Source organism: Streptococcus mitis bv. 2 str. SK95, assembly GCF_000222705.1.
Classification (GTDB): Bacteria; Bacillota; Bacilli; order Lactobacillales; family Streptococcaceae; genus Streptococcus; species Streptococcus mitis_AY.
On record NZ_AFUB01000051.1, the window covers coordinates 1 to 12,444 of the forward strand.

The following is a 12,444-nucleotide window of genomic DNA, read 5'->3' on the forward strand; positions in this document are numbered from 1 at the left end:
CCATAGTCCGTACGGGATTCGAACCCGTGTTACCGCCGTGAAAAGGCGGTGTCTTAACCCCTTGACCAACGGACCTTGAGCTTTTCAACTCTTTCTATTATACCTACTTTTTCCCCTTTGTCAAGAACTTTTTTCAGTGAATTTGATTTTTTCTTTTCTTCACTAACTTAACGACTGCTTCTGTCCGTGCAGTGTGTGGGAACATATCGACTGACTGGATATACTGGAGATCATAAACTTTTACTAGTTTAACCAAATCTCGAGCTAATGTCGATACATTGCAAGATACATAAACCATTTTTTCCGGTACATAGGTTAGGATCGTATCTAATAATTTGTCGTCTAAACCCGTCCTAGGAGGGTCGACTATCAGGGCATCGGCCCTATATCCCTCTTGATACCAGCGGGGAATAATCTCTTCAGCTGTACCTGCTTCATAATAGGTATTGTCAAATCCCATTTTTTGGGCATTTCTCTTGGCATCTTCAATGGCTTCTGGGATAATATCCATACCTCTAAGAGTTTTGACTTTCTTTGCAAAGGCGAATCCAATCGTCCCGACACCACAATATGCATCAATCAGATGATCCTCTTTGCCAACATCCAGAGCCTTAACTGCTTCACTATAGAGAATTTCTGTCTGCTCAGGATTAAGCTGATAAAAAGCTCGAGGGGAGAGAGAAAACTCATAGTCGAGTACTCCTTCTTGAATACTCTCTTGGCCCCAGATAATTTCCGTCTTCTCACCATAGATTTCACTTGTTTTTGCTGTATTTGTATTGACTGCAACCGTAACGACTTCTGGAAAATCCTTGACTAGGTCTTTAACTAGTTGATTTAAATTAAGCTGGCGATTTGTGACAATGATAATCTGGACTTGTCCAGTTTTTCTCGCTCGACGTACCATGATGGTGCGAACACCTAGCGCTTTTCTCTCATCGGTAATGGGAATTTGATGGTAAGTGAGAAGCTCAGCTAGGCGATTCGCAATCACTTGGGTTTCCTTGTCTTGCACCAAGCAGTCTTTCAACTCTACGAGGTAATGAGAGTTTTGTGCATACAAGCCTGCCTTGACCTGATTGTTGAATTTTCGAGTCTGAAATTGCAGTTTTGCTCTATAATATTTTGGTTCTGACATTCCGATAGTTGGACGGATTTCATAGTTTTCATATCCTGCAGGAGCAAATTTTTTCAAGGCTTGGTGGAGCAAATCCGTTTTAAACTCTAACTGTTTATCATAGTGAAGGTGCATGATTTGGCAACCACCACATTCATTATAAATCGTGCAAGCAGGTACGACTCGAAATTTAGACTTCTTATTAACCTTTAGCAATTTGGCTTCAACAAAGTTTCGTTTAATGGAAGTAATCTGGCAATAGATGTCTTCTCCTTTAAGGGCTCCGGGTACAAACACTAAGGTTTTTTGGTAGAAACCGATTCCCTCGCCATTGATTCCCATGCGCTTGATTTTTAATGATATTTTTTGTTTCACTTTCAGATTCATACCCTTATCTTATCACATTTTAGGGTATAATAGAACTATGAAAATCACAAAACTTGAAAAGAAAAAACGCCTCTACCTGATGGAGCTAGATCATCAGCAAACCTCTTATATCACAGAGGATACCATTGTCCGTTTTATGTTGTCTCGAGATAAGGTCATTAGCAAAGAGGAACTTACCGAGATTCAGGATTTTGCCCAGTTTTCTTATGGTAAAAATCTTGCTCTCTACCATCTATCCTTCAAGGCTCGTACTGAAAAAGAAGTTCGTGAGTATCTGAAAAAGTATGATCTTGATAAAAAAATCATTAGTCAAGTTATCGCTAATCTAAAAGAAGACAACTGGATTAATGATCGTCAGTATGCCTACTCTATCATCAATGCCAATCAACTTTCTGGAGATAAGGGACCTTATGTGCTAGCTCAAAAACTGTCTCAAAAAGGGATTGCTAAATCAACTATTGAAGATGTTCTAAAGGATTTTGATCATACAGAAGTTGCTCAACGTGTTGCTGAGAAACTGCTTAAAAAACACACCGGAAAGCTTCCTGCTCGAGCCTTGCAAGATAAGATTATCCAAAACTTGACTAACAAGGGCTTCTCCTATGCTGATGCTAAAAGTGCTTTTGATGACTTGGACAGTCAAGTTGACCAAGAAACGACTCAAGAACTCATTTTTAAAGAGCTAGACAAACAATATGCTAAATATGCTCGAAAGTATGAAGGATACGAACTTAAACAGCGTTTAACCCAAGTTTTAGCTCGAAAAGGCTATGATTTTTCGGATATAGCCAGCGCTCTCAGAGAATATCTTTAATATTTTCGTGTAAAATTCAAAAAATTAGACCGATTTATGATATAATAGTAGACGATAAACTTATAAATTGTAGAAAGTTGGTTAGTTATGAAACTTCCAAAAGAAGGCGACTTTATTACAATTCAAAGTTATAAGCATGATGGGAGTCTCCACCGTACTTGGCGGGACACCATGGTACTAAAAACAACAGAGAACGCCATTATCGGCGTCAACGACCACACACTTGTTACCGAAAGTGACGGTCGTCGTTGGGTGACTCGAGAACCGGCTATTGTTTACTTTCACAAAAAATATTGGTTTAATATCATTGCTATGATTCGCGATAATGGAATTTCCTACTATTGCAATATGGCTAGCCCCTACTATCTAGATGAGGAAGCCCTGAAATACATTGATTATGATTTGGATGTCAAGGTCTTCACTGATGGTGAAAAGCGTCTCTTGGACGTTGAAGAGTATGAGCGCCATAAACGCAAAATGAAGTATTCTGATGATTTAGACTATATTTTGAAAGAGCATGTTAAAATCCTTGTTGATTGGATCAACAATGGACGCGGTCCTTTCTCAGAGGCCTATGTCAACATTTGGTACAAACGCTACATAGAACTAAAGAATCGGTAAAGTTGTCAAACTGGGGTGAGAACCCTGGTTTTTTATTTGAAAAACCCAGCTTTTCAGCTGGGTTGATTTCTATATATCTAATTTAGTAACAGTAAACTTGATGTGGGAATAGTCTTTCTCAACATCCTTATCCAACAAAAAAGCCGTGGCATTCTTCTTAACTTGAACAAGATCAATGTTTTGGGCTTGAGCTGCATAGACGCATCCACAATAACATTGACGATAGATATCATACTCCTCGCACATCTCCACCGAACGCTTGTAGCCTTGATTTTTCTTGAAATCACTTGGAAGATAGTGGGTGGTATAAATCTTTTGCACATCGATCCCAATACTGTTGATTGTTTGAGAATTCTTATGGGGACTGATGGTCAAAGCTGAACCAAAGTAGTCAAAGCCCAAGTCCATAGCCACTTGCGCTGTTTTGTCTAAACGGTAGTCAAAGCACACCTTGCAACGGTCGCCACCTTCTGGCTCTTCCTCTAGGCCTCTGACTAACTTACGGTATTCATTTGGTTCATAAGGTGCTTCTAGATACTGGACTGTATTTCCTGTTCGCTCATTAAAATCACTGACAAATTTTTTTGTAACATAAGCCCGTTTGTGATATTCTGCCTTGGGATGGATATTGGAATTAGCAAAATAGATGGTCACATCGGCGTATTTGGTCAGGTACTCTAGGGTGTAGGTACTACAAGGAGCACAGCAAACATGCATGAGAATAGTTGGACGTTGCTCATTTTTTTCCCAAACCTGAACCATTTTCTGCATGACACGGTCATAATTAACCTTCTGATTGGGATTCATCTTGCTCAGAATTTCTTCTACATCGATCATGTTCTTCTCCTTTTTCTAGTTTTATTTTATCATATAAGTTAGGAGAGCTCAAATCTATTTAGAAGTGAATATCATAAAAAGAAGGGATATGTATTCCCTCCTTTTGTTTTTTTATAAGTTGCTTTTACATCATCCCGCCCATCATGCTTGGATCCATGGCTGGAGCTGGGGATACTGGTTCTGGTTTATTGGCTACGACTGCTTCTGTAGTCAAAATCAAGCTGGCTACAGATGCTGCATTTTGAAGAGCAGAACGGCTAACCTTAACTGGGTCGATGATCCCCTCTTCAATCATGTTAACCCATTCACCAGTTGCTGCGTTGAAGCCTGTACCAAGCTCAGCATTCTTCAAGCGATCGATGACGATAGATCCTTCGAATCCTGCATTGTGGGCGATTTGACGAACAGGTTCTTCCAAGGCACGGAGAACGATACTACGTCCTGTTGCTTCATCACCTGTCAATTCTAAGGCTGCGACAGCTGGAATGACATTTACAAGAGCTGTTCCACCACCAGCAACGATACCTTCTTCAACAGCTGCACGAGTAGCGTTGAGGGCATCTTCAATGCGGAGTTTCATTTCTTTCAACTCAGTTTCAGTTGCGGCTCCGACCTTGATAACCGCTACACCACCTGACAATTTGGCCAAGCGTTCTTGCAGTTTTTCGCGGTCGAATTCTGAAGTTGTGGTTTCGATTTGTGACTTGATAACCGTAACACGGTGGGAAATGGCTTCAGGATTGCCCGCACCTTCTACGATAACCGTGCTGTCTTTGTCCACAGTCACTCTAGCAGCTTGACCAAGCGCCTCAATAGTAGCATCTTTCAACTCAAGACCAAGATCTTCTGTGATGACTGTTCCGCCTGTCAAGATAGCGATGTCTTCTAACATAGCCTTACGACGGTCACCGAAGCCAGGTGCCTTAACTGCTACCACGTTGAAGGTTCCACGAATCTTGTTCAATACAAGAGTCGGAAGAGCTTCGCCATCTACATCATCCGCAATAATCAAGAGAGGACGATTGCTTTGGAGAATACTTTCTAGAAGTGGCAAGATTTCTTGGATATTTGAAATCTTTTTGTCGGTAATCAAAATGTATGGATTTTCAAGATCAGCCACCATTTTTTCGCTATCTGTAACCATGTACTGTGATAGGTAACCGCGGTCAAACTGCATTCCTTCCACGACTTCGAGCTCTGTTTCCATACCACGTGACTCTTCAATGGTGATGACTCCATCTTTACCAACTTTTTCCATAGCTTCAGAAATGTATTCACCGACTTTCTCAGAACGAGAAGATACGGCAGCAACCTGAGCGATGGCTTCTTTGTTGGCAACAGGGATGGCATTGTTTTTCAAGGCTTCTACAGCTGCGGCAACTGCTGCTTCAATCCCACGACGAATGCCGATTGGGTTGGCACCTGCAGTGACGTTTTTGATTCCTTCGCGGACGATCGCTTGGGTCAAAACAGTTGCAGTTGTCGTTCCGTCACCTGCGATATCATTGGTTTTTGAAGCTACTTCTGATACCAATTTGGCACCCATGTTTTCAAAATGGTCTTCCAACTCGATTTCTTTTGCAATGGTCACACCGTCATTGGTGATGAGGGGCGAACCAAATGATTTTTCAAGAACGACATTACGACCTTTTGGTCCCAAGGTTACTTTAACAGTGTCTGCAAGGATATCAACACCACGGACCATAGCTGAACGGGCATCTGATGAAAATTTAATTTCTTTTGACATACTTACTTTCTCCTTCTATTCTTCAATGATAGCCAAGATGTTAGCTTCGCCAACGATGATGTACTTTTCATCGCCGTCTTTGACATCAATACCTGCGTGGGCTTCAACTAAGACACGGTCTCCAGCTTTAACACTTGGAGCAACCAAGTCACCGTTCAAGGTACGAACACCTTGTCCAGTAGCTACAACTTGGGCTGTTTTGGTTTTTTCTTGGGCTGAACCTGCGAGGACAAAACCTCCAACTGTTTGTTCTTTTTCTTCGATTTTCAAGACCACACGGTCTCCTAATGGTTTCAACATCTGTTTTCCTCCATGATGAACTACATATTATTAGCACTCTTTATACCTGAGTGCTAATTCATAGTTCTATTGTATCACTTGGTCAGAAATAGTCAAGAAAAAAGTCTGACTTTCTCAAGATAAAAAGCCTGAGAGCAACTCAGACTTTTCAATGCTTATACTCAATGAAAATCAAAGTGCAAACTAGGAAGCTAGCCGCAGGTTGCTCAAAACAGTGTTTTGAGGTTGTGGATAGAACTGACGAAGTCAGTAACCATACCTACGGCAAGGTGAAGCTGACGTGGTTTAAAGAGATTTTCGAAGAGTATTAAAATGGCAATTCCTCCTCTTCCAAAACCAAATCTGCCAAATCCTGTCCTGCGTTATTTTCACGCAAGGCACGTTGGGCGCGGCTTTCCAAGAGTTGGAAACCTGTCACGAGAACTTCGGTCACATAGTTGGTCTGCCCATTTTTCTCAAAGCGACGGGTACGCAATTCCCCATCAACAGAAATGAGGCTACCTTTAGTTGCGTAACTTGCCAAGGTTTCAGCCAATTTTCCCCAAAGAACAAGATTGATAAAGTCGGCTTCGCGTTCCCCATTTTGGTCTTTGTAACGACGGTTCACAGCAATCGTTGCGCGCGCCACTGACTTGTCATTGTTGGTTTTGTGCAATTCTGGTGTAGACGTCAAACGTCCAATAAGAATAACTTTATTATACATATTTTCTTCCTCCTACTTATCTATTCGCAGGAAATCAAAAAAGTTACAGAAATTTGTAACTTTTCGAGGAAATTTTTATTTTTTATGAATCATGAAACCTGTCGCCTGTTGATTGGCCATAATGGTCATATCTGTAATCTGCACACGGCGGGGCTGACTGGTCACATAGACCACTGTATCTGCAATGTCTTGTGCTTGCAGAGCTTCGATTCCCTGATAAACTGTCGCCGCCCGCTCTTTATCACCGTGGAAACGTACTCTAGAAAAATCTGTTTCGACAATTCCAGGCTGAATGGTCGTCACCTTGATATCCGTTGCAATGGTATCAATTCGCAGTCCATCTGAAAAAGTCTTGACAGCTGCCTTGGTGGCTGAATAGACCGCTGCACCCGCATAGGCGTAAATTCCTGCAGTTGACCCCATATTGATGATATGGCCTTGATTGGCTTTTACCATTGCTGGCAAGAAACAGCGAGTAACTGCCATTAAACCCTTGACATTGGTATCCAACATGGTCTGCATATCTAGCTCTTCATAGTCCTGATAGGGTGCTAATCCTAGAGCCAGTCCAGCGTTATTGACCAAGATATCAATCTGACCTATCGTTTCTAGAATATTGGAGCAGACAGTCTTGACCATGGCCATATCCGTAACATCCAGTGAAAAGGTCCAAACTGTTTGATTTGGGAAAGTATCTGCAAACTCTGACTTGAGGGCCTCTAGTCTGTCTGTCCGTCGCCCTGTTAGAATGACATTCTCCCCCTGCTCCAGATAAGCACGCGCAATCGCTTCACCGATTCCTGAGGTCGCTCCTGTAATCACTACATTTTTTGCCATCTTATTTCCTTCTATCTGATTTATCAGATACTAACAACTTCCTAGGCAGTCCAGTGTTTAGCTGGGTCGAATGGAGTTCCAACAACTTGGTCTTCTGATAATTCAATAATACCACGTTTTTGCGGAGCATTTGGCAGATGCAATTCACGAGGACTACACATCATGCCAAAACTCTTTTCACCACGAAGCTCGCCTGGGAAAATAAGATTGCCTTTTGGCATCATAGCTCCTGGAAGAGCTACAATGGTTTTCAAGCCAAGACGCGCATTAGGAGCCCCTGCAACAATTTGCACTGTCTTGTCACTTGCGACTGCCACTTGGCAGATATTGAGGTGGTCGCTATCTGGGTGAGCTACCATCTCGACAATTTCACCAACAACAAACTTAGGTTCTTTGTCGTTGACAATCTCTTCTGTAAAGCCTTCCACCTGCAACTCTTGGTTTAAACGTGCTACTTGCTCATCTGATAAAAAGACTTGACCACGCTCTGCAATTTCAAACAAACTTGAAAGGTCGAAAATATTCCAAGCCACTGTTTCTCCATTTTCTTTGAGGAAAACACGGGCTACCTTGCCTTTGCGCTCCACGTCCAGCTTGGCATCTCCGCTGTTTTTCACGATGACCATAAGGACATCACCGACATGTTCTTTGTTATATGTAAAAATCATTGTTTCCTTTTTCTCCTATTTCAGTCCTGCTAAAAAGTCGTTAATTTGTTCCTTGCTTTTACGGTCGCGATTGACAAAACGACCGATTTCCTTGTCCTTTTCTAGAACAACAAGGCTAGGAATCCCGTACACATCCCAGAGTTTGGCTAAATCCATATACTGGTCACGGTCCACTCGAATAAAGGTGAACTCTGGATTAGTCTCCTCAATCTCTGGCAAGGAAGGATAGATATAACGACAATCGCCACACCAGTTCGCCACAAAAAGGAAGACCTTCTTGCCATCCTGCTCGACAAAACCTGCTAGTTCTTCTATACTACTAGGAGTTATCATAAGACTTCCTCCTCATAGACCAGATCTTCATTTTCATAGACAAAGGTATAGTGACGACCATCCTCAAAAATGACCCCTCCGACGAGTCGCTCTAGACTACTTTCGTAGACTTGAACATAGAGTGTCACAATCTCACCCATATCTGAAAAAAGTTCGCGCACGATAGCGGTTAACTCCTCTTGTGTCTTCATGAGTTTGTGGTTATCTGCTGCTTTTTTGGCACCCAAAGCAAGGGCACTCAGACCAGCCACTGTCAAGACAGTCATCCATAATTTCTTAGCTTTCATACCATTCATTGTAACACAAAAAGGGTTTTAGGACAAATAGGGAAGCCGTATATGGGCAAGGAAAATCCCCTTTCCTCAATGAGGAAAGAGGACATCTTATCCTTATTGCCAAGCGCCTGAGTTGCCGACATAATAACCATCAGGTGTGTAGGTGTTGCGAAGCATTTTACCAGATGAGTCTAAGTAGTACCACTTGCCTTGGACTTGATCCAAGCATTGGACTTCATGGCACTTTCCTCCTTTGTTTACATACCATAAAGTGGGTACTATAAAACTCAGTAAATGTCCTGAACCACCGTGCGGTTTCCTTCAAGTGAAATGACTTTCTTTTCAAACTGCAAATTAGGCATGCAAGCAGCCAAATCCTTTTCAATTTCTTCTAACGCTTCTAAACGCATCTCGACAGAAGTGTTTTCATTTCCTTGAATGATGAAAATAGCATTTTTTGTATCTTCATCAAATTTGTAATGTTCACTATCGCGGACATCCAGCCAAGCTAAAACTCCATTTTCATCCCGATAGACATAGTCCGTCTGCGCAACGTGCTTCTCCGTTGACAAGATAGGTAGGAAAATGTCCTCCCTTTTGCTAACAGAAAACTCTATCTGCCCTCCAATCTTATCCAAATCATGCCCACCAATCGCCAGCAAATAAGAAAGCGCCTCTACATTGTAGATATCGATGATACTATTGATGTGAGGGAGAGAGCCACGATGCTGGATATTGCGAATGAGGGCGACTACTGTCGGTGGATTTTTCTTGACGCTACGCCCGACTCGCTGGAGCAACTGCCTATAACCTTGGACAACAGGAGACTCTTGAACTTCTTTTACATCACACTCTAGCGCCCATTTCTCCCTCTCCTCTTTCTTTTTCAGAAAAGCAAGAGGCAAATCAGCATGAGGATCGACGTTTTTAGCAATACCAATTACGACATTCTTGATCCCCAAGTCATACAAACTTTTATCTAAACAAAACTCCATAGGCAGGCACCTCCTTTGAAAAATGTACACCATCCTACCCTTATTTTACACCTTCTAGCCCCTGATTTCAAGGAAATCATCAACTCTCTCCCGACAAATAAAAAGAGAAGATCAAACTGATCTCCTCTGTGAGGCTTCTTATACTTCGTCGCTTGTTTCAGCGTCATCGTCAGAAAACTCGTCGTCTTCTTCGTTGAGATCCACGTCTTCACCCAAGTCATCAGGAGCGATTTCGTTGATTTCTGCATCGTAAGCTTCCACTTCATTTTTCTCATCATCTGGATTTTCATCATCATACGAAAGAGCTGGATCTGCTTCGTATGCATCTTCATCTTCGGGATCATCCGCATTGTAGTCAATGGCATCTGAATCGCCATCCATAAAGGCATTGACACGTTTTTTCTTAGCTTTTGGTGCTACTTCATCGTCGTCACTTTCTTCAAGAGCGATGATTTCTTCGTCAATTTCGTCTACACCATACCATGAACGAAGACCCCATTTGTTGTCTCCAAGTGAGATGAAGCTACCGTCAAAGTTCAACTCTGTGTAGAACAAAGGTAAAGCTTCGCGGATATCGCTGTTTGATGTTCCAAGGTAGTTTTGAATTTCGTTTACAAGATCGCTAAAATGCATCTCATGATCGCGACCACGAAGTTCCAAGATAGCACGCGCTACCTCAATCATAGATAGTTCACTTTTTTCTTGCCCAGCAAATACTTCTAATTCCAAAGCGTTTCTCCTCATTTTTACTACTATCGCCAGAGCGAACAGACTCTGACCTCATTTTATCATGTACTCTTTATTGTACGATAATTTTGCAGAATAGTCAAAGGTTAAATGGGAGTTCCTTTAGCATTTATATGTAAAAAGATTAACTCTTGAAAAGAATACATTACATTATGTTTAACTAATTCTTTCTAACATTCATAATAATTCAATCTTTTACAATCAGTTTCTTATAAAATTTTGTTATTTATTCATCAATGCTTCAATCAGAGTTCGTGAGCTGCCGAACTCATTTTCAAACATTTGATCAATAATATTTAAACACCTATCGGCAATATCGTCCCCCATATGTTTATCGTAAAGTTGCATCATCAATCTAGAAAGATATTCTTCTATTCGTCTATAATAATATGGTTCTAATTTCAATTTATTAGTTTTACTCACAATATTGCATACTGTTTCAAAAATGATATTTTCATATTCTGAAATTGATTCTTGTTTTTCAAGAGATTCTAAAAAATAATAATATAATTTATCTCTATATTCAGAAGTTAGTAGATTAAATATTAAATCCTTATCTTCTTTAATATCTAATAAATCATCCCAGAATAGTTGTGGTAAAATTTTTTCTAAATTTGTAACATTCTTACCTAAATAACTCAGTATAATCTTCTTTGATTTGTCTTCATGGTTCTTTTCCTTTAAATAATTAATAGCCATCTGACAAATACCTTCTACTTGAAGTCCACTTCCACTATATACAGTTGATTCCATATCTCCTTTATTTAAGTAAATTTCTGTAATCAGGCATGAAGCATTTTTTACAAGTAATGTATCTTTTGAATCAAAAGCTAACTGCAATAGACATTGAATTTGTTCTTTCTCATCTTCGTATAGTCTATACAAAATGTAGTTACTATGCCAATGAGCTAACATCTTTTCATCCGTAAAAATCCCTCTAAATAACTCTCTAGCAAAATCCTTATCTAAATCCAAAATTATATACAGAAGAAAAATAGCATTTAAGCGTATGTAATCAGTCTTATCATTAGCAAGTGAAATGATAGTATTTTTGAAGTACGAAATGTTTGTTGGTGAATTTTCTATTAGTTTTGTTAAAGCATGTATTCCATGACCTCTTAAAGTTGAGTATGACTGTTGTAAATAATTTTCCATAGTTTGATTCTCGTTAAATTTATCAAGAGCATCTAAATCAGTTTTCTTAAGATAATAATTAAGCCTTTCCAAAACTTTCTCGGACCATTCTATGTTTGCGTGTTTCTCTATGACTCGGAAAAAATAATAAAGATTCTCCCAATTATTTTCATTTACAAAATTTAATAGTATGAATTCAAGATCACTTAAAATAGTATCTGGAATTTTTTCTAAGTCTACAATCCCCCAGTAGACCATCTATATAATGTTCATTGATTTTATGATTAGACGATAAGTTTAAAAATAAAGAAACGTACTCTTTAGGATTTTTAGAAACAGTACTTCTAAAATCAATAGCCAATTCTCTAGGAGAAGACTCAATAAATATTTTTCTCTTACTATCCCATCTACATTTTGTCTCACCTTTTGGGCTGATAAGAATGTTTCTCCAAGTTTTAGGAGAAATATTCTTTCCTTGTAGCGGAGAAACTACACTTCCACAATGTGAACCATAAAAAGAATCAGGAAAACTATTAGATCGTTCTAATACCTTTAATAAGTCGATAACCTCATTACTTATCCTTTCTTTCGGTAAAACTGATAGTAATTCATATTGTAAACTTCCCCAAAATGGCCAATAAACCCTGTAATCATCTTGAGATTTATTTCTTTCAATTCTTCTTGCTAGTCTTTGTTTAGCCTCAGGTGAAACATAATGAATAATTTGTTCTTCAAGTTTATTATACATTTCTAACGAACAGCTCTGTGAAACTTTTGAAATCAACCGTTTGGCTAAAAATAATTTGCTTGAATGCCCTTGAGATTTTTCAAAGAGTGTTTTATCAAAATCAGCCAGTAAATATTCAACACAAGTATTAAAATAATTCGTAGGCAAGTGATACATTGCATCTAAAATAACTTCATTATAG

At 39.8% G+C, this 12,444-nt stretch carries 16 protein-coding genes and 1 tRNA gene; 2 read left to right on the forward strand and 15 right to left on the reverse strand.

Going from position 1 to position 12,444, the window contains the following annotated elements:
* Positions 1-3: 3 nt before the first annotated feature.
* Positions 4-75, reverse strand: a tRNA-Glu gene (locus HMPREF9965_RS09860).
* 58 nt (positions 76-133) lie between these two features.
* Complete coding sequence (gene rlmD, locus HMPREF9965_RS09865) at positions 134-1,504, reverse strand: 23S rRNA (uracil(1939)-C(5))-methyltransferase RlmD (protein ID WP_001050322.1); 1,371 nt, start codon at positions 1,502-1,504, stop codon at positions 134-136.
* Positions 1,505-1,541: 37 nt separating this feature from the next.
* Between rlmD and recX the strand changes: the two genes are divergently transcribed.
* Complete coding sequence (recX, locus tag HMPREF9965_RS09870; protein WP_000705076.1) at positions 1,542-2,318, forward strand: recombination regulator RecX; 777 nt, start codon at positions 1,542-1,544, stop codon at positions 2,316-2,318.
* A gap of 87 nt (positions 2,319-2,405) precedes the next feature.
* Positions 2,406-2,939 carry a nucleoside tri-diphosphate phosphatase gene (locus HMPREF9965_RS09875; RefSeq protein WP_000775318.1) on the forward strand — a complete coding sequence of 178 codons (534 nt, stop codon included), beginning with the start codon at positions 2,406-2,408 and terminating at the stop codon, positions 2,937-2,939.
* A gap of 69 nt (positions 2,940-3,008) precedes the next feature.
* On the opposite strand, the gene HMPREF9965_RS09880 is transcribed toward HMPREF9965_RS09875, so the two are convergent.
* The 13 genes from HMPREF9965_RS09880 to HMPREF9965_RS13215 form a co-directional block, all read right to left on the reverse strand.
* The gene (locus HMPREF9965_RS09880) at positions 3,009-3,776 is read right to left on the reverse strand and encodes an epoxyqueuosine reductase QueH (protein ID WP_000567580.1); all 768 of its coding nucleotides are present in this window, start codon (positions 3,774-3,776) and stop codon (positions 3,009-3,011) included.
* A 124-nt stretch (positions 3,777-3,900) separates the two neighbouring features.
* Complete coding sequence (groL, locus tag HMPREF9965_RS09885) at positions 3,901-5,523, reverse strand: chaperonin GroEL (RefSeq protein WP_000031563.1); 1,623 nt, start codon at positions 5,521-5,523, stop codon at positions 3,901-3,903.
* A gap of 15 nt (positions 5,524-5,538) precedes the next feature.
* The gene (gene groES / locus HMPREF9965_RS09890; protein ID WP_000917320.1) at positions 5,539-5,823 is read right to left on the reverse strand and encodes a co-chaperone GroES; all 285 of its coding nucleotides are present in this window, start codon (positions 5,821-5,823) and stop codon (positions 5,539-5,541) included.
* A gap of 307 nt (positions 5,824-6,130) precedes the next feature.
* Positions 6,131-6,526, reverse strand: coding sequence for a single-stranded DNA-binding protein (locus HMPREF9965_RS09895; protein WP_000282433.1), 396 nt, complete (start codon positions 6,524-6,526; stop codon positions 6,131-6,133).
* Between the two features lie 75 nt (positions 6,527-6,601).
* Entirely contained in the window at positions 6,602-7,363 is a 762-nt protein-coding gene (locus tag HMPREF9965_RS09900) for an SDR family NAD(P)-dependent oxidoreductase (RefSeq protein ID WP_001107773.1), read from the reverse strand.
* 41 nt (positions 7,364-7,404) lie between these two features.
* Positions 7,405-8,031 carry a YtpR family tRNA-binding protein gene (gene ytpR, locus HMPREF9965_RS09905; protein ID WP_000578291.1) on the reverse strand — a complete coding sequence of 209 codons (627 nt, stop codon included), beginning with the start codon at positions 8,029-8,031 and terminating at the stop codon, positions 7,405-7,407.
* Between the two features lie 15 nt (positions 8,032-8,046).
* Positions 8,047-8,364, reverse strand: coding sequence for a thioredoxin family protein (locus HMPREF9965_RS09910; RefSeq protein ID WP_000632592.1), 318 nt, complete (start codon positions 8,362-8,364; stop codon positions 8,047-8,049).
* Positions 8,361-8,660, reverse strand: coding sequence for a DUF4651 domain-containing protein (locus HMPREF9965_RS09915; RefSeq protein WP_004243966.1), 300 nt, complete (start codon positions 8,658-8,660; stop codon positions 8,361-8,363). Before HMPREF9965_RS09915 ends, HMPREF9965_RS09910 begins: the two co-directional genes overlap by 4 nt.
* A 93-nt stretch (positions 8,661-8,753) precedes the next feature.
* Positions 8,754-8,864: a choline-binding protein A gene (locus HMPREF9965_RS12870; RefSeq protein ID WP_398575008.1), complete on the reverse strand. Its 111-nt coding sequence runs from the start codon at positions 8,862-8,864 to the stop codon at positions 8,754-8,756.
* Positions 8,865-8,926: 62 nt separating this feature from the next.
* Positions 8,927-9,634 carry a B3/4 domain-containing protein gene (locus HMPREF9965_RS09920; protein WP_000393600.1) on the reverse strand — a complete coding sequence of 236 codons (708 nt, stop codon included), beginning with the start codon at positions 9,632-9,634 and terminating at the stop codon, positions 8,927-8,929.
* Between the two features lie 138 nt (positions 9,635-9,772).
* A complete protein-coding gene (rpoE, locus tag HMPREF9965_RS09925; protein WP_000418414.1) occupies positions 9,773-10,363 on the reverse strand; it encodes a DNA-directed RNA polymerase subunit delta in 591 nt (196 codons plus the stop codon).
* A 240-nt stretch (positions 10,364-10,603) separates the two neighbouring features.
* Entirely contained in the window at positions 10,604-11,773 is a 1,170-nt protein-coding gene (locus HMPREF9965_RS0102595; RefSeq protein ID WP_000263251.1) for a hypothetical protein, read from the reverse strand.
* Positions 11,718-12,444 (reverse strand): hypothetical protein (locus HMPREF9965_RS13215; RefSeq protein ID WP_000329048.1); only part of this gene is annotated, 727 nt, incomplete at its 5' end. The genes HMPREF9965_RS0102595 and HMPREF9965_RS13215, both read right to left, overlap by 56 nt.

Coding starts and splice junctions, on each gene's coding strand:
- rlmD (WP_001050322.1), bottom strand. CDS start 1,504: ATGAATCTGAAAGTGAAACAAAAAATATCATTAAAAATCAAGCGCATG.
- recX (WP_000705076.1), top strand. CDS start 1,542: ATGAAAATCACAAAACTTGAAAAGAAAAAACGCCTCTACCTGATGGAG.
- HMPREF9965_RS09875 (WP_000775318.1), top strand. CDS start 2,406: ATGAAACTTCCAAAAGAAGGCGACTTTATTACAATTCAAAGTTATAAG.
- HMPREF9965_RS09880 (WP_000567580.1), bottom strand. CDS start 3,776: ATGATCGATGTAGAAGAAATTCTGAGCAAGATGAATCCCAATCAGAAG.
- groL (WP_000031563.1), bottom strand. CDS start 5,523: ATGTCAAAAGAAATTAAATTTTCATCAGATGCCCGTTCAGCTATGGTC.
- groES (WP_000917320.1), bottom strand. CDS start 5,823: ATGTTGAAACCATTAGGAGACCGTGTGGTCTTGAAAATCGAAGAAAAA.
- HMPREF9965_RS09895 (WP_000282433.1), bottom strand. CDS start 6,526: ATGTATAATAAAGTTATTCTTATTGGACGTTTGACGTCTACACCAGAA.
- HMPREF9965_RS09900 (WP_001107773.1), bottom strand. CDS start 7,363: ATGGCAAAAAATGTAGTGATTACAGGAGCGACCTCAGGAATCGGTGAA.
- ytpR (WP_000578291.1), bottom strand. CDS start 8,031: ATGATTTTTACATATAACAAAGAACATGTCGGTGATGTCCTTATGGTC.
- HMPREF9965_RS09910 (WP_000632592.1), bottom strand. CDS start 8,364: ATGATAACTCCTAGTAGTATAGAAGAACTAGCAGGTTTTGTCGAGCAG.
- HMPREF9965_RS09915 (WP_004243966.1), bottom strand. CDS start 8,660: ATGAATGGTATGAAAGCTAAGAAATTATGGATGACTGTCTTGACAGTG.
- HMPREF9965_RS09920 (WP_000393600.1), bottom strand. CDS start 9,634: ATGGAGTTTTGTTTAGATAAAAGTTTGTATGACTTGGGGATCAAGAAT.
- HMPREF9965_RS0102595 (WP_000263251.1), bottom strand. CDS start 11,773: ATGGTCTACTGGGGGATTGTAGACTTAGAAAAAATTCCAGATACTATT.